General features: G+C 62.6%; 18 protein-coding genes and 1 tRNA gene. 7 read left to right on the top strand and 12 right to left on the bottom strand.

The features are described from left to right. Positions 1 to 106: 106 nt before the first annotated feature. Together AC1DLV_RS00560 and AC1DLV_RS00555 are read right to left on the bottom strand one after the other, a co-directional pair. Positions 107 to 547 carry a Fur family transcriptional regulator gene (locus tag AC1DLV_RS00560; protein WP_476800489.1) on the bottom strand — a complete coding sequence of 147 codons (441 nt, stop codon included), beginning with the start codon at positions 545 to 547 and terminating at the stop codon, positions 107 to 109. Positions 548 to 1,118: 571 nt separating this feature from the next. After that, positions 1,119 to 1,370 carry a DUF2171 domain-containing protein gene (locus tag AC1DLV_RS00555; RefSeq protein ID WP_476782471.1) on the bottom strand — a complete coding sequence of 84 codons (252 nt, stop codon included), beginning with the start codon at positions 1,368 to 1,370 and terminating at the stop codon, positions 1,119 to 1,121. Positions 1,371 to 1,624: 254 nt separating this feature from the next. Between AC1DLV_RS00555 and AC1DLV_RS00550 the strand changes: the two genes are divergently transcribed. The 4 genes from AC1DLV_RS00550 to AC1DLV_RS00535 all read left to right on the top strand — a co-directional run bounded on the left by AC1DLV_RS00550 (position 1,625) and on the right by AC1DLV_RS00535 (position 5,337). Continuing rightward, on the top strand, positions 1,625 to 2,485 hold the full coding sequence (locus AC1DLV_RS00550) for a metal ABC transporter substrate-binding protein (RefSeq protein WP_476800595.1): 861 nt from the start codon (positions 1,625 to 1,627) through the stop codon (positions 2,483 to 2,485). After that, a complete protein-coding gene (locus AC1DLV_RS00545; RefSeq protein WP_476800490.1) occupies positions 2,482 to 3,396 on the top strand; it encodes a manganese/iron ABC transporter ATP-binding protein in 915 nt (304 codons plus the stop codon). Before AC1DLV_RS00550 ends, AC1DLV_RS00545 begins: the two co-directional genes overlap by 4 nt. Next, positions 3,393 to 4,253: a metal ABC transporter permease gene (locus AC1DLV_RS00540; protein ID WP_476800491.1), complete on the top strand. Its 861-nt coding sequence runs from the start codon at positions 3,393 to 3,395 to the stop codon at positions 4,251 to 4,253. Before AC1DLV_RS00545 ends, AC1DLV_RS00540 begins: the two co-directional genes overlap by 4 nt. A gap of 238 nt (positions 4,254 to 4,491) precedes the next feature. After that, positions 4,492 to 5,337, top strand: coding sequence for a metal ABC transporter permease (locus AC1DLV_RS00535; protein ID WP_476800492.1), 846 nt, complete (start codon positions 4,492 to 4,494; stop codon positions 5,335 to 5,337). Positions 5,338 to 5,344: 7 nt separating this feature from the next. On the opposite strand, the gene AC1DLV_RS00530 is transcribed toward AC1DLV_RS00535, so the two are convergent. The 5 genes from AC1DLV_RS00530 to AC1DLV_RS00510 form a co-directional block, all read right to left on the bottom strand. Continuing rightward, positions 5,345 to 6,457, bottom strand: a complete 1,113-nt coding sequence (locus AC1DLV_RS00530) for an ABC transporter ATP-binding protein (RefSeq protein ID WP_476800493.1) — start codon at positions 6,455 to 6,457, stop codon at positions 5,345 to 5,347. 30 nt (positions 6,458 to 6,487) lie between these two features. Next, complete coding sequence (gene bglA, locus AC1DLV_RS00525; RefSeq protein WP_476800494.1) at positions 6,488 to 8,140, bottom strand: beta-galactosidase BglA; 1,653 nt, start codon at positions 8,138 to 8,140, stop codon at positions 6,488 to 6,490. A 16-nt stretch (positions 8,141 to 8,156) separates the two neighbouring features. After that, positions 8,157 to 9,311 (bottom strand): carbohydrate ABC transporter permease, encoded by a 1,155-nt coding sequence (locus tag AC1DLV_RS00520; RefSeq protein ID WP_476800495.1) that lies wholly within the window; start codon positions 9,309 to 9,311, stop codon positions 8,157 to 8,159. A gap of 1 nt (position 9,312) precedes the next feature. Further along, positions 9,313 to 10,329: a carbohydrate ABC transporter permease gene (locus AC1DLV_RS00515; RefSeq protein ID WP_476800496.1), complete on the bottom strand. Its 1,017-nt coding sequence runs from the start codon at positions 10,327 to 10,329 to the stop codon at positions 9,313 to 9,315. A 194-nt stretch (positions 10,330 to 10,523) separates the two neighbouring features. Then, complete coding sequence (locus tag AC1DLV_RS00510) at positions 10,524 to 11,879, bottom strand: ABC transporter substrate-binding protein (RefSeq protein ID WP_476800497.1); 1,356 nt, start codon at positions 11,877 to 11,879, stop codon at positions 10,524 to 10,526. A 355-nt stretch (positions 11,880 to 12,234) separates the two neighbouring features. On the opposite strand from AC1DLV_RS00510, the gene AC1DLV_RS00505 reads away from it, so the two are divergent. Then, the gene (locus AC1DLV_RS00505; RefSeq protein ID WP_476800498.1) at positions 12,235 to 13,257 is read left to right on the top strand and encodes a substrate-binding domain-containing protein; all 1,023 of its coding nucleotides are present in this window, start codon (positions 12,235 to 12,237) and stop codon (positions 13,255 to 13,257) included. Between the two features lie 291 nt (positions 13,258 to 13,548). Here the strand turns inward: AC1DLV_RS00505 and AC1DLV_RS00500 are convergent, their stop codons facing one another. From AC1DLV_RS00500 to AC1DLV_RS00480, 5 genes are all read right to left on the bottom strand, one after another. Continuing rightward, the gene (locus AC1DLV_RS00500; RefSeq protein WP_476836089.1) at positions 13,549 to 14,679 is read right to left on the bottom strand and encodes a glycoside hydrolase family 3 protein; all 1,131 of its coding nucleotides are present in this window, start codon (positions 14,677 to 14,679) and stop codon (positions 13,549 to 13,551) included. Positions 14,680 to 14,833: 154 nt separating this feature from the next. Then, positions 14,834 to 17,917, bottom strand: coding sequence for an efflux RND transporter permease subunit (locus tag AC1DLV_RS00495; RefSeq protein WP_476800500.1), 3,084 nt, complete (start codon positions 17,915 to 17,917; stop codon positions 14,834 to 14,836). After that, on the bottom strand, positions 17,914 to 19,077 hold the full coding sequence (locus AC1DLV_RS00490; RefSeq protein ID WP_476800501.1) for an efflux RND transporter periplasmic adaptor subunit: 1,164 nt from the start codon (positions 19,075 to 19,077) through the stop codon (positions 17,914 to 17,916). Before AC1DLV_RS00490 ends, AC1DLV_RS00495 begins: the two co-directional genes overlap by 4 nt. A gap of 229 nt (positions 19,078 to 19,306) precedes the next feature. Beyond that, positions 19,307 to 19,383 (bottom strand) — tRNA-Arg (locus AC1DLV_RS00485). A gap of 176 nt (positions 19,384 to 19,559) precedes the next feature. Then, entirely contained in the window at positions 19,560 to 19,862 is a 303-nt protein-coding gene (locus AC1DLV_RS00480; protein ID WP_476800502.1) for a ribbon-helix-helix domain-containing protein, read from the bottom strand. Positions 19,863 to 20,064: 202 nt separating this feature from the next. Between AC1DLV_RS00480 and AC1DLV_RS00475 the strand changes: the two genes are divergently transcribed. Both AC1DLV_RS00475 and AC1DLV_RS00470 read left to right on the top strand, forming a co-directional pair. Beyond that, on the top strand, positions 20,065 to 20,460 hold the full coding sequence (locus AC1DLV_RS00475) for a VOC family protein (RefSeq protein ID WP_476836088.1): 396 nt from the start codon (positions 20,065 to 20,067) through the stop codon (positions 20,458 to 20,460). A gap of 80 nt (positions 20,461 to 20,540) precedes the next feature. Beyond that, entirely contained in the window at positions 20,541 to 21,071 is a 531-nt protein-coding gene (locus AC1DLV_RS00470; RefSeq protein WP_476800504.1) for a gluconate 2-dehydrogenase subunit 3 family protein, read from the top strand. The last annotated feature ends 32 nt before the right edge of the window (positions 21,072 to 21,103 follow it).

Genomic DNA, 21,103 nt, shown 5'->3' with positions numbered 1-21,103 from the left:
AGCGGCGGCATGATTGACCGTGCCCGGGCCAAGGTCAACTCGCGGCCCGGCACGCTCATCGTGGTGGCGATCAACTCGTCGTGCCTTGGCCAAAGGCGCGGCCGGGCTAATCCTTGCGGCGACGCCCGTAAAGCTCGAGCCTGTGGTGGACGATGTCATAGCCAAGCTGGCGGGCGATTTCCTGCTGCAGCTGCTCGATGCGGTCCGAACGGAACTCGATGACGTCACCGGTATCCATGTCGATCAGGTGGTCGTGATGATCGCCGCCGGCCTGCTCGAAACGCGACGGCCCGCCCTCGAAGGCATGGCGATGGATCGCACCCATTTCCTCCAGGAGTTTCATCGTCCGGTAGACGGTGGACAGCGAAATACTCTTGTCGATGGTCTCGGCCCGGCGGAAGATTTCGAGCGCGTCGGGATGATCCTCGGTCTCGCCCAGAATGCCCAGGATGATCTTGCGCGGACGCGTGATGCGGATGCCCGCCTTGCGCAGCGCTTTTTCGTAGTCGGGCTTCATGGATCCGGGCTTGGTGGCAGTCTTCGTCATGGCCCGACTATGTGCCAGATGACACCCAGTTGCAAAAGATTATGTGTGCGTTCATCCCCAGGAGAAGGGGCGCTTGTCCTCGCAGATCACCTTCGCGCCCGGCATTCCCATGGGAGAGAACTGGCGATGATGATACGGCAGGTTCGGAGGGCGTGGAAAAACGGGCAGTGGTGGCAAGCTGTTGCTGCGCTGTCAGGCAAATCTTCCACGTCTCATTTCTTCGCACCCCCCTCTGGCCTGCCGGCCATCTCCCCCACAAGGAGGGAGATCACGCCTTCATTGGCCTCCTGGCCAATCACCAACGTCGCTGCGTTCATTTTCTACTAGATCGCAGGACAGGCGCCGCCGTGGATGCGACTAATCTCCCTCCTTGTGGGGGAGATGGCCGGCAGGCCAGAGGGGGGTGGGAAGGAACGAGACATCGCAGGCAACACCTCAAGCCGCCAGAAGAATGTGCGCGTGGGGAACCGTTCCACAAATCCGCCGTCCTCCTTGCCTTGTACTTCCGGCCTATCGGCGCGCGTCTGGATGCTCCACCTTCAGCTGCGAACTGCGTCAAGCAGGCACCCAACTACCCCGACTTGCCCTCTTCCTCGAAGGTCACCGCGACATCGGCATTGGCCGACAGGCGCACCTTGTTGCCTTCTGTTTCGGCGACAAGGGCAGTGGAAATGTAGTGATGGTGGCCACGATGCCTGCCTTCGCCGCCATCCTGCTTGGTCAGCTTGATGCGGCCGTTTTCGACCTTGTCGACAGTGCCGATGTGAACGCCGTCGGCGCCGATCACTTCCATATGCTCGCGAATTCCCGAGGTGGCTGACACGATCGTTCTCCTTGGTTGGAATTGGCAAACGACAACGCGCGAACGCTGGATTGGATGCGAGCTGGTGTTCAAAAGGCATCGGCGCAGCGTTTTCACGCACTCAGTTGCAAACGATTTGCAATTGCATTGACAAGCGTGCGAGCTGCCATTAGGTAAGGCATCGTAGCTGCCGCCCGTTCGGTGCGGCGTTCTCGTACGGGATTTCCATGACAGCCTTTCGCACTGCCCTTGCCGCCATCGCCATGTCAGCGGCCATGCTCGGACTTTCGGCCTGCTCGCAAGAAAGCGAAGCGGGCGGCAAGATGAAGGTGGTCACCACCTTCACCGTGATCGCCGATATCGCCCGCAACGTCGCCGGCGACGCGGCGGAGGTAGAATCGATCACCAAGCCCAATGCCGAGATCCACAACTACCAGCCGACGCCGGGCGACATCATCCGCGCCCAAAAGGCCGACCTTGTGCTGTGGAACGGGCTCAACCTCGAACTGTGGTTCCAAAAGTTCTTCGACAATCTCGACGGCGTGACCGAAGCCGTGGTGTCGGATGGCGTCGCGCCCATGGGCATCGCCGAGGGACCCTATACCGGCAAGCCCAACCCTCATGCCTGGATGTCGCCAGAAGCGGCACTGATCTATGTCGAAAATATCCGCAAGGCGTTTGCCGCCAAGGACCCCAAGAACGCGGAGGCTTACGCCAAAAACGCCGCAGCCTATGCCGACAAGATCAAGGCGACGGTCGCGCCCATCCATGCCGCGATCGAGACCATTCCAGAGCAGCGTCGCTGGCTTGCCACCAGCGAAGGCGCGTTCTCTTATCTGGCGCGCGACTTCGGCCTGAAGGAGGTTTATCTTTGGCCGATCAATGCCGACCAGCAAGGCACGCCCCAGCAGGTGCGCAAGGTGATCGACCTCGTCAAGGCCAACAACATTCCTGCCGTGTTCAGCGAAAGCACGGTGTCGTCGAAACCGGCCGAGCAGGTCGCGCGGGAAACGGGCGCCAAATATGGCGGCGTGCTGTATGTCGACTCGCTGAGCGATGCCAGCGGCCCGGTGCCGACCTATCTCGACCTGATGCGGGTCACCACCGAAACCATCGTCAAGGGGCTCGCCCAATGAATGTGCCGCTGAAGGGGCGCCCCGCCACCGCAGCGCTGTCAGGCGAAGGCCTGCGCGTCGACAACATCTCGGTCACCTACCGCAACGGCCACACCGCCCTTCGCAATGCCTCCTTCGCCATTCCACGCGGCACCATCACTGCCCTTGTCGGCGTCAACGGCTCAGGGAAGTCGACCCTGTTCAAGTCGATCATGGGTTTCGTGCCGCTCGCCACCGGCAGCGTTTCGATCTTCGGTGAGCCGGCGCGCGAGGCACTGAAGAAGAACCTCGTCGCCTATGTTCCGCAGAGCGAGGACGTCGACTGGAACTTTCCGGTGCTGGTCGAAGACGTGGTGATGATGGGCCGCTACGGCCACATGAACTTCTTCCGCATGACCCGCACTGTCGACCGCGAGGCGGTGGATGCGGCGCTCGAGCGCGTTGGCATGGCGGATTTCCGCAAGCGCCAGATCGGCGAGCTTTCCGGCGGACAGAAGAAGCGCGTCTTCCTGGCCCGGGCACTGGCACAGCAGGGCGAGGTCATCCTGCTCGACGAGCCGTTCACCGGTGTCGACGTGCGCACCGAAGAGGCGATCATCACGCTGTTGCAGGGCCTGCGCGACGAAGGCCGGGTGATGCTGGTGTCGACGCATAATCTGGGCTCGGTGCCGCGTTTCTGCGACCGCGCCGTGCTGGTCAACCGCACCGTTCTCGCCTCGGGGCTGACGGCGGAAACCTTCACCAAGGCCAATCTCGAAAGGACCTTTGGCGGGGTGCTGCGCCAGTTCATCCTCGGTGGGTCCGAACTGCACCAGGACGCCGCCGACACGCGACAGGTGACAGTGCTGACCGACGACGAGCGCCCCTTCGTCATCTATGGCGACGACGCCGAAAAAGACGCTGCGGCCAAGAAGGGCGGGCGCAAGAAATGATCGCCACGCTCCTGGAGCCGTTCGGCTACGGCTACATGCTCAACGCCATGTGGGTGTCCGCCCTTGTCGGCGGCGTCTGCGCCTTCCTTTCGGCCTATCTCATGCTCAAGGGCTGGTCGCTGATCGGCGACGCGCTCTCGCATTCCATCGTGCCCGGCGTTGCCGGCGCCTACATGCTCGGCCTGCCATTTGCGCTCGGCGCGTTCATCTCAGGCGGGCTTGCGGCGGGCGCGATGCTGTTCCTCAACCAGCGCACCAAGCTTAAGGAAGACGCCATCATCGGGCTGATCTTCACCTCGTTCTTCGGGCTTGGGCTGTTCATGATCTCGCTGTCGCCGGCCTCGGTGAACATCCAGACCATCGTGCTCGGCAACATCCTGGCGATCACGCCTTCAGACACGCTGCAGCTGGTGCTGATCGGCGGCATTTCGCTCGCCATCCTGCTTGCCAAATGGAAGGACCTGATGGTCGCCTTTTTCGACGAAAACCACGCGCGGTCGATCGGGCTCAGGCCAGATCTGCTCAAGGTGCTGTTCTTCATGCTGCTGTCGGCCTCGACGGTTGCGGCACTGCAAACCGTCGGCGCCTTCCTCGTCATCGCCATGGTGGTGACGCCAGGCGCTACGGCTTATCTTTTGACCGACCGCTTCCCCCGGCTGATCGTCATCAGCGTCGCCATCGGCAGCGTGACCAGCTTCGTCGGCGCCTATGCCAGCTATTTCCTCGACGGCGCGACGGGCGGCATTATCGTAGTCGCGCAGACGCTGATTTTCCTGGTCGCGTTTGTTTTCGCCCCCAAGCACGGGCTGCTGGCATCGCGGCGGCGGGCAAGGCTGGAACTGGAGGCGGGGATATGATGATGGGTCTCATTCCTTCCCACCCCCCTCTGGCCTGCCGGCCATCTCCCCCGCAAGGGGGGAGATCAGGCCTGCATCGGCGTAGCGCCCAATCGCCAGTGTCGCATAGCTTATCCTGTCCATACGACGCCGCAGGACGAGGCACCGCCGAGGACGAGACTAATCTCCCCCCTTGCGGGGGAGATGGCCGGCAGGCCAGAGGGGGGTGGCGTGGAGCGCCGACCTATGTGGTGCAGCCATGATCGAAACACTCACCTTCCCCTTCGCCTTTCCGTTCATGCAGCAGGCATTCGTTATTGCCCTGCTGGTCGCGGTACCGATGGCGCTGTTGTCGTGTTTCCTGGTGCTCAAGGGCTGGTCGCTGATGGGCGATGCCATCAGCCATGCCGTGCTGCCCGGCGTGGTGCTGGCCTACATCGCCGGCCTGCCGCTAGCGGTGGGTGCCTTCGCCGCCGGCATGACCTGCGCGCTTGCGACCGGCTATCTCAAGCAAAACAGCCGGATCAAGGAAGACACCGTCATGGGTATCGTCTTTTCCGGCATGTTCGGTCTTGGCATCGTTCTCTACACCAAGATCCAGACCGACGTGCATCTCGACCATATCCTGTTCGGCGACATGCTGGGTGTGAGCTGGAGCGATGTCGGCCAGACGGCTGTGATCGCGCTGATCGCCACCGGAGCGATCGGCCTGTTTCGCCGCGATCTGTTGCTGCACGCCTTCGACCCGCAGCACGCGCAGGCCATCGGCCTGCCGGTAAAGCTGTTGCACTACGGGCTGCTGTCGATCCTGTCGCTGACCATCGTCGGCGCGTTGAAGGCGGTGGGCATCATCATCGCCATTGCCATGCTGATCGCGCCCGGCGCCATCGCTTACCTGCTCACCGACCGCTTCGAGCGCATGCTGATGGTGTCGGTGCTGGTAGCGGTGCTTTCTTCCTTCTTTGGCGTCTATCTCAGCTTCTTCATCGACAGCGCGCCGGCACCGACAATCGTGCTTTTGATGAGCCTGACCTTCGTCGCTGCTTTCTTCATCTCGAAGCGCCGGACAGTGCTTCGAGAGCGGCAGGTGATGCCGGCGGATTGAGGTCCGCTCAGGAAACCGCAGCGTTCAGCCGGCGACGGGCAAACGAATGGCCGTCGCCGTCGAAGATATGCAGTTCGTTGGGGCTGGCGGCAAGCCGGATCACCGCGCCGCGCTTGACCTCGACATTGCCCGGAAGCTTGGCCACCAGCGGCTGGTCGGCGCGGCCGATGTCGACATAAACCAGCTGGACTTCGCCCAACTGCTCGACATAATCGACAAGCCCTTCAAACAGATAGTCGTCGCTGGTCGCGACATAGAGGTCCTCGGGCCGCACGCCGAAGCTGACGGCCTTGCCCTGGGCCTCGGCAGGGGTTGCCACCGGCACCGATGTCTTGTGGCCGCCGACATGGCTGACCAGGCTGGTCTCGCCCGTCCTGTCGATCGTGCCGCCAACGATGTTCATCGCCGGGGAGCCGATGAACTGGGCGACGAACAGGTTGCCGGGGTGCTTGTAGAGCTCCATCGGCGTGCCGACCTGCTCGATGCGGCCGTCCTTGAGCACGACGATGCGGTCGGCCAGCGTCATCGCCTCGACCTGGTCGTGGGTGACGTAGATCATGGTGGTGTTGGGCATCGACTCCTTGAGCTTGGCGATCTCGATGCGGGTGGCAACGCGCAGGGCCGCATCAAGGTTGGACAGCGGCTCGTCGAACAGGAAGACCTTGGGGTTGCGCACGATGGCGCGGCCGATGGCCACCCGCTGGCGCTGGCCGCCCGACATCGCCTTGGGCAGGCGGTCGAGATACTTGGTCAGCTGCAGGATTTCGGCCGCGGCGCGCACGCGCTTGTCGATCTCGGCCTTGCTCTCCTTGGCGATCTTCATGCCGAAGGCCATGTTGTCGTAGACGGTCATGTGCGGGTAGAGCGCATAGGACTGGAACACCATGGCGATGCCGCGCTTGGAGGGCGGGATGTCGTTGACCTTCTCGCCGGCAATCTCCAGCGTGCCGCCGCTGATCTCCTCAAGCCCTGCGATCGAACGCAGCAGCGTCGACTTTCCGCAGCCCGAGGGGCCAACGAAGACGATGAACTCGCCCGATTTGATGTCGAGGTCGATGCCGTGGAGAATGTGCAGATTGCCGTAAGACTTCTTGACGTCCCTGAGCGATAGATCGGCCATGGTTTCCTCCCAGATTTTTCTTTCCGGCGGTCAGACGAAACGCCCGAACCAGGCGCCGTAGCCACCGAGCCGAACTGCGCCGGCATTTGCATTTCCATCGAGCCCATGCCCAGCCAGGGGCTGCAGACCTCGACCTCCGAGGTCGACGTTAGCTGTTGTGCTGCCAAGATTGAAGACGCAGACGATCTCCTCGTTGCCCTCGCGGCGGGTGAAGGCGACCGTGTCGTTTTCGGCTTTCAGGAACGAGATGTCGCCCTTGGCAAGGGCTGGGTGCGCACGGCGGAAGGAAAGGAAGCGGCGGTAATGTTCGAGCAGCGAAGCCGCATCGCCTTCCTGCGTGTCGACCGCCTTGGCCAGATGATCCGCCGGCACCGGCAGCCATGGCTTGGCTGACGAGAAGCCGCCGTTCTTGGCGTCCTTGTTCCAGACCATTGGCGTGCGGCAACCGTCGCGGCCCTTGAATTCCGGCCAGAAGCGGATGCCGTAAGGGTCCTGCAAATCCTCGAAGGCGAGGCTGGCTTCGGTGAGGCCGAGCTCTTCGCCCTGGTAGATACAGACCGAGCCGCGCAGCGACATCATCAGCGCCGAGATCACCTTGAGATAAGCGGTGCGGTCGGCCTCGCCCATGCCCCAGCGCGAGGCGTGGCGGACGACGTCGTGGTTGGAAAACGCCCAGCACGACCAGCCGTCGCTGGCAGCCTTGCCGAAGTCTTCGAGCACGGTGCGGACCTTGGCGGCGGTGATCTTTTCCGGCGCCAGGAAGTCGAAGGCATAGCACATCTGCACCTTGTCGCCGCCGGCGGTGTAGGACGCCACGACCTCAAGCCCGCGCTGGGAATCACCGACTTCTCCGACAGCTGCGGCTGCCGGATACTCGTCGAGCACGGCACGGAAACGCGCGAGGAATTCGAGGTTTTCAGGCCGGCTCTTGTCGTAGATGTGATCCTGGAAATTGTAAGGGTTCACCGCAGGTGCGGTCTGGTCGTTGCGCTGTTCCGGCGGCAGTGCGGGATTGTCTTCGAGCCCGGCCGAGTGGAAGTAGAAGTTGATCGTGTCCAGACGGAAACCGTCGACACCGCGTTCGAGCCAGAAGCGGGTGACATCGAGCAGCGCGTCCTGGACGTCGCGGTTGTGGAAGTTGAGATCGGGCTGCTCGGCGAGGAAGTTGTGCAGGTAATACTGCATGCGGCGCGTGTCCCACTGCCAGGCAGAACCGCCGAAGATCGACAGCCAGTTGTTGGGCGGGCTGCCGTCCGGCTTGGCGTCGGCCCAGACGTACCAATCAGCCTTGGCATTGTCGCGGCTCGAACGGCTTTCCTTGAACCAAGGGTGCAGGTCGGAGGTGTGCGAGATGACGCCGTCGATCATCACCTTGAGGCCGAGGCGATGGGCTTCCGCGATCATCGCATCGAAATCGGCAAGGGTGCCGAACATCGGATCGATGTCGAGATAGTCTGATATGTCGTAGCCGAAATCCTTCATCGGCGACTTGAAGAAGGGCGAGATCCAGACCGCGTCCGCACCCAGTTCGGCGATATGCGGCAGCCGCTCGATGATGCCCTTGAGGTCGCCGATGCCGTCGCCGTTCGAATCCTGGAAGCTGCGGGGATAGATCTGGTAGATCACCGCCCCCCGCCACCAGTCGCGGTCGACAGCGGTCTCAGGGTTTTCGTTTTTGCGCATTGCGGCCTGCATGGAGCTAGCCTCCCTTGACTGAGCCCGCGAGCAGGCCGCGGACGAAATAACGTTGGAGCGAGAAGAACACGATCAACGGCACGATGATGGTGACGAAGGCCGAGGTGGTGAGGATTTCCCAGTCGCCGCCGCGCGAGCCAAGCAGCGCGTTGAGCTTGCCGGTAAGCACCAGCTGGTCGGAGCCAGAGCCCAGGAACACCATCGCCACCAGAAGATCGTTCCAGACCCACAGGAACTGGAAGATCGCGAAGGAGGCGAGCACCGGGAAGGACAGCGGCAGCACGATCTTGACGAAGATCTCGAAGTCGCTGGCGCCGTCGATGCGGGCCGACTCCATGATCTCGCGCGGCAGGCCGGCGATGTAGCTGCGCAAGAGGTAGATGGCAAAGGGCAGGCCGAATCCGGTATGCGCCAGCCATATGCCGAGATAGGTCTTGGCCGGAACGCCGAAGAACAGCCCGACGCCATTGTAGAGCTTGAGCAGCGGGATCAGCGACATTTGCAGCGGCACGACGAGCAGGCCGATGATGACGGCGATTAGCAGCGCGCGACCGGGAAAGCGCATCCAGGCGAGCGCATAAGCTGCATAGGCGGCGATCAGGATCGGGATGATCGTCGCAGGAATGGTCACCGTCAGCGAGTTGATGAAAGAGCGGCCAATGCCTTCGGAAAACAGCACCGTGCGGTAATTGTCGGTGGTGAAGCGCGGCGGCGCCGAAGCCGAGAAATAGACACGCTGGCCACGTGTGCTCTCGAACGCTTTGGGCGACGACAGCACATAAGAGCCATCATCATTGACCTGAAGGGTCACCCCATCGCCGAGATCGGCGACAGCACCTGCCGCATATTGCGTGGGCTGCTGCGCCTTGGTGCCGAAGGCAGTCAGCGTGCGGGCATCGCCGGCGCCAAACAGGTTGCCCATGATCAGGAACTTGCCGTCTTTTTCGACCTGCTTGTCGGCGGCGTCGGTGCGGCCGGCCTCGGTTTGCGAGGAGGTGGAGAGTGCTGTCCACCAACCGGAAACGATGAGCTGGTCCTTGTCGCGTAGCGAGCTTACCAGGATGCCGAGCGTCGGAATGGTCCAGATCGCGACGAAGACCAGCACCGCGAGGTGAACGCCGAAGCGGCTGATGAGAGACCTTCCGCTTGCACTGGCCATGTCAGTGTCCTCCCCCGCCTTCACGATTGGCCTGGCGGATGTTCCAGATCATGATCGGAACGACGGCGAGCATGATGATGACTGCGATGGCCGCACCACGGCCGAAATCGCCCCCGCCCCTAAACATCCAGTCGAACATCAGATTGGCCAGCACCTGGCTGTTCCACTGCCCGTTGGTCATGGTCAGGACGATGTCGAAGACCTTGAGCACGAGGATGGTGATGGTGGTCCAGACCACCGCGATGGTGCCCCAGATCTGCGGCACCATGATCTTCCAGAAGATCTGGAACGGATTGGCGCCATCGATGACCGCCGCCTCGATGGTTTCTTCGGGAATGCCACGCAGGGCCGATGACAGGATGACCATGGCAAAGCCGGTCTGGATCCAGATCAGGATGACCATCAGGAAGAAATTGTTCCAAAACGGCGTCGATATCCACACCTGCGGATTGCCGCCGAGATACTGAACGGCGGCATTCAGGATGCCGATCTGGGTCTGGCCTTCAGCGCGATATTCGTAGACGAATTTCCAGATGACGCTGGCGCCGACAAACGAAATGGCGAGCGGCAGGAAGACGAGGCTCTTGGCGATGTTGCCCCACCAGATCTTGTCGGTGAGCACGGCGATGATCAGGCCGAAGAAGGTGCAGGCGGCAGGAACGACGGCGAGCCACAGCAGGTTGTTGAAGATCGAGTTGCGGAATTCGCGGTCGCCGAAAGCCCAGCTGTAATTGGCGAGACCGACGAAATTCTGGCCGGTGCGGTCCATGACGGAGAGCCTGAGCGTTTCGATCACCGGATAGACGAGATAGACGGTGACGATCAGCATGGCCGGGCCGACGAACAGCCATGGCCGGATCAGGCCCTGGCGGCGCAGATTGTCGACGGCAGCAGCGCCGGAGACGCCGCGCGAGGGAAAGACCGTGTCGAGGATTTTGTTGGCGCCCCAGTAGTAGACGACGCAGCCGCCGACGCCGATGATGATGGTGAAAATGGCCGAAAGTATCTGTGCCGTCATGAGATCAGTCCCTTTTCAACGGGCTGTTTCGAGCAGACTGCCAGTGTCGGAAGGAAGTCCCCTCACCCGCGCTCCGCGACACGCCGGGGCGCCTCTCCCGGCGGGAGGGGGGACCGGGTCGGGGCCACCGGCGCCTCCCCCGACAAGGGGAAGGCGTCCGCGAAGCGGCAAGGCGAGGGGACTAGCTGAACCCTTTACTTGATCGCGTCCCAGCTCTTCTGGATGTCGGATGCGACATCGTTTGCCGGCTTGCCGCCGACCAGGTCGATCATGCCGGTCCAGAAGGCGCCTGCACCAATCTTGCCGGGCATCAGGTCGGAACCATCGAAGCGGAAGGTCGAGGCGTTGACCAGGATATCGCCCTGCTTTTTCAGAGCGTCATTGGCGTAGGCGTCCTTGTTGGCCGTCTTGAGCGGGGTCAAGAAGCCCGACTGCGCCATCCAGATCTCATGGGTAAGCGGCATCTTCAGGAAGTCGATGAAGGCGCGCGCTGCCTTGGAGTCCTTGGTGATGGTGAACAGCGTGCCGCCGCCGAGCACGGGATTGCCAAGCTCAGGCTTGGCGGCAAAGGGCGGCAGGTAGAAGAAGTCCGCACCCTCGCCAAGCTTGGTGCCTTCGGGGAAGAAGGACGAGATGAACGACGCCTGGCGGTGCAGGTAGCACTTGGGCGGAACCGCAAACAGGCCCTTGGGGCTGTCGCGGAAGTCGGTCGCGGCAACCGCTGCCTTGCCGCCGTCGACATATTTGTCGTTGGTGGCGATCTTGGCGAAGATGTCGAGCGCGTTGACCACCGCCGGGTCGTTGAACGGTATCTCGTTCTTGGTCCACTTGTCGTACACGTCGGGCGCCTGGGTGCGCAGCATGATGTCTTCGACCCAGTCGGTGGCCGGCCAGCCGGTGGCACCACCGGATCCAAGGCCGATGCACCACGGCACGCCGCCGTCGGCGACGATCTTGTCGGTCAGGGCCTGCATCTCTTCCCAGGTCTTGGGAACGGTATAGCCGGCTTCCTCGAAGTTCTCCGGCACGTACCAGACCAGCGACTTCAGGTCGGCCTTGAAGGGGAAGCCATAGAAACCGGGCTTGCCATCCTTGTCCTTGTAGGTACCGAGATCGACCCAGGACTGGCCAGCGCCGTAGTTTTCCTTGACGAAATTGGCCGTGCCCTCGTCGAGCGGGGTGAGCAGGCCCTTGGAGGCCAGATCCTGGATCAGGCCGGGCTGCGGTAGGATGGCGATGTTGGGCGGGCTGCCGGCCTGCGTGTCGATGACGATCTGCTGTTCGTAATTCTCAGACGACGAATAGTTGACGGTGGCGCCGGTGGCCTCGCTGAAATAGTCGAGCACCGAACGCGCCAGCGCTTCATCTTCGCCGCGCCACGGGCCGAAGATCGAGAGCGTTTCGCCCTTCAAATCGACCTTCTTGAGTTCGTCGAAATTAGCCCAGGTGAAACGGGCATCCTCGCCCGGCTTGAACTTCAGCTCCGCTGACGCGGGCGCGCTGAGGGCAACGGCAGCAAAAGCCACGCCCAGCAACAGGGTCTTCCTCATGGTCTTCCTCCCAGTGGATCGAAAACTCCGGACGGAACCTCCATTCCGCCCGCCTGCACCGCCCCGAACTGTGCCCCAGTCTTGCGCAAGCTGCAACCACATCACGCAACGGCAATTCAAAGCGCTTTGGATTTGTTCATCACGCCACTGGAATCGAAAAGAGTCAAGAGCATCGGCAGGCTAATCGATTTAAGAACTGTACGAATGTGCGCTGCAACATGCTTTTTTGTGCTGCATTTGCAATTTTCGCTTCAAAGCAAGAAAGTCGGCGCCTATTCTCGCTGGCTTGAAGCGCCTTGTTTGCCCGACGCCCGGGCGAAGCCTGATTTAAAGCGCTTTGGGAATGGGAGCCGAGGTGAACCTCAAGCAGCTGTCGCTGATGCTCGAACTTTCGCAGACGACGGTGAGCCGTGCGCTGAACGGCTATCCCGAGGTCAGCGAAGAGACGCGCCGCAGGGTCACGGACGCCGCCAAGCGCCACGGCTACCGGCCGAACCCGAGCGCGCGCAGGCTGGCGACCGGCAAGGCCGGCATGATCGGCTACGTCATGCCGACGGGCGCATCAGTCGACATCGACCCGCATTTCGTCGAGTTTCTCTCCGGCCTTGGCGACTATGCCCGGGGCCACGAGCTCGACCTGGTGCTGAGCCCGGCGGATGCGCTGGACGAAGAGACGACCTATCGGCGCATCGTCGCCAACAAGCAGGTCGACGCGCTCTACATCTCGGCCCCCTATAGCGTCGACAAACGCGTGGCACTTGCCCACCAGCTCGGCATCCCCTTCATCGTGCATGGCCGCAGCGAGGGGCTCGATTTCGACTATCCGTTCATCGACATCGACAATGAAGGTGCCTTCCATGACGCGACGCGCCTGCTGATCCAGCTTGGCCATCGCCGCGTTGGATTGATCAATGGCGACGACACCCAGACCTTCGCCATCTTCCGCGAGCGCGGTGTCAGGCGGGCGCTGTCGGAAAGCGGGCTGGTGCTCGAGCCCAGCCACATTCGCTCGCTGGTGATGACCGAAGAGAACGGCTACCGCGCGGCGCGCGCCTTGCTGGAGGCGTCAAATGCGCCGACGGCGATCGTCTGTTCGAGCCTGATCATGGCACTCGGTGTGGTGCGCGCGGCGCGCGACCTCAAGCTGTCGCTGCCCGGCGACCTGTCGCTGGTGAGCCATGACGACGTCTTCCCTTGGCTGAGGCCCGAGCATTTTTCGGTGCCGCTGACCACGACGCGCTCGTCGATCCGCGCGGCAGGAGCACGCGTGGCCGAGCGGCTGGCGGCACGGATTTCTGGCCTGGAGGACGGCGCGCGCGGCGAGGTCTGGCCGGTCGATCTGGTGGTGCGCGGGTCCATCGCGGGGGCCAAGGGCTGACCTGGGCCGTAGTGAGGCGGTTATCTCACGGCATGGATCCCCGGGATCTTCGCACTTCGCTTCGCTCGTGCTTCGACCCGAGGATGACGAAGGCATGGGGACACGCCGCTAGTCGCAAACCGTGGAGATTTGCGGAAGAGTCTGATGAAGCTCGTCATCCTCGAGTCGAAGCGCGAGCGGAGCGAGTGCGAAGATCTCGGGGATCCATGCCGTGACGAAACCGTGCCTGGGCGGTCCAATCAACCTTATCCTCTGCCCCCTTCCCGGCACCGGCGGCCTCCACTTCCCAAGCTAGATCTTGGTGGCGCCGCCGTGATTAGCCGGCAGCGAGCGCGCGCGCAGCGGGGCGACCGATGCGTGGCGCTGGAAGGTCTCCTCTCCAAGCGCTTCGACCTTGTGGTTGGGTAGATCCGACAACAGCCCCGCGACGCGGGTGAACGACTGTTCGAGCGCCCTTTCCTTGATCACGCCCGCCTTCAGACCGGCGGACATATGGTCGATCATGCGCAGGATGATCTCGGTGTCGGCCCAGTAGGCGCACATGCACAAAAGATCGCAGCCGGCGTTGATGATGCTGGTCGTCGTCTCGGGCCTGTCCAGCCGCTCCGAAATCGCCTTCATACCGAGATCGTCGCTGACCACCACGCCTTCGTAGCCGAGTTCCTTGCGCAGGATATCCTGAAGGATCACCTTCGACATCGTCGCCGGGATGCCGGGATCGATCTGCGAAATGACGATATGCGCCGTCATGATCATGCGCGTGGCGGCATCGTTGAAATGGCGGAACGCTTCGAGTTCGCGGCTGCGGAACGTCTTGGGATCGACGTCGATGACGGGCAGCGAATAATGCGAATCGACAGCCGTGTCGCCATGCCCGGGGAAATGCTTGGGACAGCCCAAGACGCCCTCAGCCTGAAGGGCGTCGAGGAATTCGCGCGCCGCTGGCACCACATCCTGCGGCGTCGTGCCGAACGAGCGTTGCCCGATGACCGGATTGGCGGGGTTCGAATTGACGTCGACGACGGGGGCGAAATTGACGTTGAAGCCGAGCGACCGCAGCTCGATGCCCATCGCCTTGCCGACATCGGCGGCTTGCTTGGGCCACTCACGCGCATAGGCAAAAGGCGTGATCGGTGCCGGCGGACGCAGCACGCCGCCGCCCTCATGGTCGATCGAGATGATGACTTCGTCACGCTCGATATATTCGCGCACATCGGCAAGCAGCCTTGCGTGGCTTTCCAGCCAATCCTCATAGGGCGCATCGGGAAGGAAATTGGCACGAAACAGCACGACGCCCGCTGGCTTCAGCAGCGACAGAAGCCGCTTGTCCTTGTCGCCAAGCACATGCCCGGGCTGCAGGCCGATAAGAAACCGATGTCCGAAAGACGCGGGCCCGCGTCCGAGATCGAATGTAAGATCCATGCTTTGCCAACTCCGCCGGGATATCAGATGCCACGCGAGGTTTGTGACACCAACACGTCCTTAGTGCATGAGCCGGAGAAGCGGAATCGGTTTTCGAACAAGCCGGGTTCGAAAACAGCAGTGCCGCTCTTTCGAGCGAGAGCGGCACTGTTGGTCAGGTCCTTATGCGCCCGGCGATCAGCTCACCCTCCGCGCGGTCCGCCTCGGTGACGGAAGTGAAGCGCTTGAGGCGGCGAGCGAACCAGCTGTTGAGGTCGTCCATGGTCGCGAACATCACAGGCACGACCACCAGGGAAAGCAGCGTCGAGGTGATCAGGCCGCCGATGACAGCGACAGCCATCGGCGCGCGGAAGCTGGCGTCGGCGCCGAAGCCGATCGCCGCCGGCATCATGCCGGCCACCATGGCGATGGTCGTCATGATGATCGGGCGGGCGCGGGTCATGCCTGCCTTCATCAGCACCGCGCGCCGATCCAGCCCCTCGGCGCGGCATTCGATGGCGTAGTCGACCAGCAGGATCGAGTTCTTGCAGACGATGCCCATCAGCATCAGGATTCCGATCGTCGACGACAGGTCGAGTGCCGCGCCATAGGCGAGCAGCGCCAGGGCCGCGCCGCCCAGCGACAGCGGCAAGGCGATCAGGATGGTGACCGGCTGCAGGAAGTTCCTGAACAGAAGCACCAGCACCGCCATGACCATCAGGATGCCCGCCACCAGCGCCTGGGCGAAGCCGCGGAACATCTGCGTCATCTCTTCGGCCGCGCCATATTCGATATGGCTGACGCTTGCGGGCAGGTTCTTCAGCGCCGGCAATGCCGAGACCGCCTTCATCGCATCGCCAAACACGACGCCATTCAGGTTGGCTTCGACGGCGACCAGGCGCTTGCGGTCGAGGCGTTCGACCTTGCCTTCCTCCGCACCGAACGAAAGATCGGCGACCGAGGTCAGCGGCACCACCTTGCCGTCGGCCGTGCCGACACGCAGCTTGCGCAAGGTTTCGAGATCGCCGCGCGCCGACTTGTCGAGCAACACGCGGATCGGCACCAGCCGGTCACCGAGGTTGAACTGCGCCGAATTGGAGTCGGTTTCGCCAAGCGTGGCGATGCGCGCGACCGTCCCCAGCGACACCACCGAAACACCGAGCCGGGCCGCCTCGTCCAGGCGCGGCTTGACCAAAAGCTCCGGTGCCAATGGTGCCTGGTTGGACAGCACGTTGGTCAGTTCCGGCATCTGGCGCATTTCGGCCTCAAGCTGATAGGCGGCCCTGTTCAGCTCCTCGGGATTGTTGCCCGCCAGATAGATCGAAACCTCCTTGCCGCCCTGATCCGAGACAAAGGTGAACTGGATGTCAGGCGTATTGGCCATGATCGGACGCGCGGCGAGTTCAAACGACTTGCGGTCGAGTTGGCGCTCGCCGCGCGGCTTGAGCTTGATGATCAAGGTCACCTTGTTGACGTCGTCGGTGGTCACCAGCACGCTCGCCACCTCCGGCCGCGCCTTCAGCTCGCGCACGATCTTGTCCGAAACGCGAGCGGTTTCCTCCAGCCGCGTGCCCGGGGGCAATGTCACCTGCGCTTGCGAGACGTTGCCGTCACTGCTCGGCACAAAACCGGTCGGCAACTGGGTCAGGAGGAAGACCGAACCGGCGAAGAACACAGCCACCAGGCCAAAGGTCGTCTTGCGGTGATCGAGCGTCCAGCCCAGCACGGCGAGATAGCGCAGCGACAGCTTCGACGGCTCGGCCGAATGACTTCCGGCTGCCTTGGGCTGCAGCAAATAGGCCGCCATCAAAGGGGTGAGCAATCGCGCCACGACCAGCGAGATCAGCACCGCAACAGCCACCGTCACACCGAACTGCCTGAAATATTGACCGACGGCACCGCCGATGAAACTGACCGGCGCAAACACCGCAACGATGGTCAAGGTGGTGGCCACGACCGCAAGGCCGATCGCATCGGCGCCCTCGATCGCCGCGAGATAGGGCCGCTTGCCCATGTCGACATAACGTTCGATGTTTTCGATCTCGACGATGGCATCATCGACAAGGATGCCGATCACCAGCGTCAGTGCCAAAAGGCTGACGCTGTTGAGCGTATAGCCGAGCAGCTCCATCACCCAGAAGGTCGGCAGGATCGACAAGGGCATCGCCACGGCGGCGATCAGCGTGGCGCGCCAGTTGCGCAGGAACAGAAACACCACAACGACCGTCAGCGCAGCGCCTTCGACAAGGGCGGTCACCGCGGCGTTGTAGCTGTCCAGCGTGTATTCGACGTTGGAGATGACCTCGTTGAATGTAACGTCCGGCGTCCGCGCCGCAATTTCGGCCAGGCGCCTGGCCGCCGCATCGGCGACGACCGTATCGCTGTGGCCCTTGGCGCGGGAGACGGAAAAGCCAACGACGGCCTCGCCATTGAAGCGCGCGAAACCGCGCGGATCGGCTGGCCCGTCCTTGATGGTGGCGATGTCGCGGAGCTGCACCCAGCGGTTTCCTGGCAAGGAAACCGAAAGGCCGGACAGCTCGTCGAGCGACCTGACGCTGCCCAAGGTGCGGATCGACTGCTCTCGTTCACCAATCTCGCCACGGCCGCTGGGAACATTAATGTTGATCTGGCGCAGCGCAGAATTGACCTGGTCGGCCGTCACGCCCAGCGCCAGCAACCTGTCGGGGTCGAGCGAGACGGTGATTTCGCGGTTAACGCCGCCAAGGCGCTCGACCTTTTGCACACCGGGAAGAGCAAGAAGCTCGCGGCTGATCGTATCTTCGACAAACCACGACGCATCGAGCACCGACATGTTGGGCGCCTGCATCGTGTAATAGAGGATCGCCCCGCCTTCGACATCGACGCGCGAGACGATCGGGTCCTGGATCGATTGCGGCAGGTCGGACCTGACCTGGCCGACGGCCTCGCGGACGTCGTTGGTTGCCCGGTCCGGATCGACGCCAATCTTGAATTCGACTGTGGTCGTCGACACGCCATCCCTGATGGTCGAGCGGATGTGCTTGACGCCAGCCAGACCGGAGGCCGCGCCTTCGATGCGTCGGGTGACCTGGTTTTCCATCTCGGCAGGGGCAGCACTTGCCTGAGATACGGTGACGGTCACGATCGGAAACGACAGGCTCGGATTGGCATTGACCGGCAGGCGCAGGAACGACGCCCAGCCGACAAGCGTCAGCACCACAAAAAGAACGATGGTGGGGATCGGCTTGCGGATCGCCCAGGCGGAAATGTTGCTGATCATGGGCGAGTGCTTCCGGTGATGGCACCGATGTCGATGGTCGCCACCGCATCGCCCTCGCGCAGCGACGCGCCAGCCTTGGCGACAACGACGTCGCCAGTCTTGAGTCCAGCAATTATTTCGAGCCTGCCATTGTTGCGCAGACCTGTTTCGACAGCCCGCCGCATCACCCGGCCGCGCTCGACCACGAAGACGGCGGCCTTGTCCGTGCCCCCGCCATAAAGCAGTGCCGAATCGGCGATGACGATGGCCTCACGCTTCGCCACCATCACCACGGCCCGGCCAAAGGCGCCGGGAAACAGCGCGGTATCGGTATCTAGAGCGATCCTGGCCCCGCCAAGACGGGTGTCGCGGTCGATCTTCGGCGTGATCATGCGCACCTTGCCCCTGATCACGTCGCCACTGCCGGGAAGCGAAACTTCAGCCGGCTGGCCGACCGCCAGCTGCGGCAGCTCGCGTTCGGGAATGTCGGCGGCAAGTTCGACCCTGCCATCGCGGATCAGGCGGATCAACGGCTCCGATCCGGTGAGCGAACCGGCGTTGGCGTGGCGCTCGGAAACGACGCCGGCGACAGGTGCTATGACGACGTCGCGTTCGCGCAGCCGCCGGGATTCGGCGAGTAGGGCTTCGGCCTGGTTGACCTCGGCCTGCGCCAAGGCAACGCCCTGGCGCTCGACGGCTTCGGTGGAAGCACGATCGGCGAAGGCCTGGCTGGACAAGAAACCCGACTGCTTGAGCGGACCAGCGCGCTGCAATGCTGCCAGTGCCTGCGCCGCCTTTGCCTGCTGCTGGGCAAGAGCTGCGCTTGCCCGCGCCAGCCGTCCTTCGGATTCGCGCAACTGATTGTCGCGCATCGCCGTATCGAGCCTGACCAGAACCTGGCCCGCCTTGACACGGTCGCCGACCTCGACGTCGACGCCCGTGATACGCTGGTCTTGCAACGGCGCGCCGACGGCGACCTCCTCGCGGGCGGCAAGCACGCCGCTGAACGACAGCGTCCATTCGCTCAGTGCGCTTGCAACGACGAAGGTCGACACCATGCGCTTGGACGTCTCTGTCTGGACGGCGGCGTCGACGCCATTGGCAACGGAACTCGCGCTGGAACCCGCCATCAAGGTGACGGCCAGGGCCGCTGCGATGGATATCTGAAAGGGGCGTGTCATGCTTGCATGCTTTCCACGGTCAGGACGTTTCCGAAGCGATGGCGACCGCCGGCCCTCCCCCTTGGCCGGTTCGCTTCTATGTTGATGGATCAGTCCGATGATTGGGTCGCCTCAGGTTTCATGGCAGCGACATGACAGGCGACCATTGCAGCAGTCTGTCGCAATGCGCGCGGTTTCACATGCAGCACACGCCGTCTGGACGAATCATCGATTTTTGATTGGAATTTTTTGGCGCACCCGACAGGATTCGAACCTGTGACCTCTGCCTTCGGAGGGCAGCGCTCTATCCAGCTGAGCTACGGGTGCTCGTTCGCGGCAGGCCGCGAACCACCATCCGGCGCACCGGACGACGCGCGTTCATAACCGATGCGGCGGCAAGCTTCAACGGGGGAAATGGAGTTGCATTGTGCTGCGACGGCGGCGCGAATTGTGCCGTCATTCACGCGGCAGCGTTCGAGAACCCGTGGCAGGCCTCCCAGGGCTCAGGCAGCGGACGAAATCTGCAGCCTGCGCGGCGTGCCTGCCGAACCGCTCATCAGGTGAATCAGGCAGCTGGTGCGCAGCAGGGAGGCGAAGTTCGGCACGCTGCCGTTGATTGCCAGCGCCTCGTCGTAAAGCGTCGACAAGAACCGCGATGTCGCCATGCCCTGCCCCTCGGCGATCTCGTCGATCAGCACCCAGAACGCGGCCTCCAGCTGAATGCTGGTCGAATGGCCGGCAATGCGAACCGAACGGTTGATCGGGCGGTAACGATCGGGGTCCTGCCCGGCAAAAACCTCGCACATGGCGTTTCCACCTCCTGCTTTTTCGCAAGTATGCCCCGCAGCCTCACAGCGGTCAATTTGCCTTTCAAGCGTGCTTTTCGAGCAAAACCTTCCGGTTTATCTCCGGATTTAAAATCAACTTTGCGGTAGCGGGCTGCTACCTGCCCCTTCCCGCGATGGCGCATCCTGCACACATAATTATGACAGTGCAGGAGATGCCTGATTGGCAAAGACCATCCACTCCATGATCCGCGTTCTGGACGAACAGCGTTCGCTGGATTTCTACGCCAAGGCGCTCGGCCTTGGGATTGCCGACCGGCTCGATTTCGAAACCTTCACGCTGGTCTATCTTTCCAACGGAGAAAGCGGCTTCGAGCTCGAGCTGACGATCAACAAGGATCGGACCGACCCTTATGTGCTGGGCGACGGCTACGGCCATCTCGCGGTTTCGGTCGCTGATCTCGACGACGAGCACAGCCGCATGAAGGCGCTGGGGCTCGAGCCGCGCGACATTGTCGAGTTCAAGAACAACGGCATCGAAATTGCCCGCTTTTTCTTCATATCGGACCCCGACGGATACAAGATCGAGGTTTTGCAAAGACGGGGGCGCTTCCTGTAGCGCCGCCGCAACTGCTGTTGGAGGACAGCAGTGCCAGCCAGCACATCGAACACGTGCACAAGCAAGCAAGGGAGGAAATCATGGTAACGATCTACGAGAAGCAGGCCGGCCTTTCCAGGCGTGAGCTTCTCAAACGCGGCAGCATCGGCGCGATGCTGGTGATCAGCGGCAGCGCCCTGATCAGCCCCCGCAACGCATGGGGACTGGAAGTGACCGCGCTCAAGCCAGAAACCATGGCAACCTTGATCGTGCTCGCCCGCGACATCTACCCACACGACCAACTCGCCGATCGCTTTTATGCCATCGCTGTCAAAGGGCAGGATGCGAAAGCCGGAAAGGACGCTGCCCACAAGGAGTTGATCGAGAACGGCGTTGCCGATCTCGACAAGCGGGCTGGTGGCACAGGCTATCGCAGCCTTGGATGGGAAGACGACCGCGTCGCCATCTTGCGCGACATCGAGACGACGCCGTTTTTCCAGGCGGTGCGCGGCGACCTCGTGGTCAGCCTCTACAACCAGAAAGAGGTATGGCCGATCTTCGGCTACGAGGGCGAATCCTACTCCAAGGGCGGCTACATAGCCCGCGGCTTCAACGACATCGAATGGCTTTGACGGCGAAGGCCCGCACCGGAGGAGGTGCGGTT

Source organism: Aminobacter sp. 01T433 (assembly GCF_056398585.1).
Note: the sequence above shows the minus strand (reverse complement) of the source record. Positions and strands in the feature narration are given on the sequence as shown.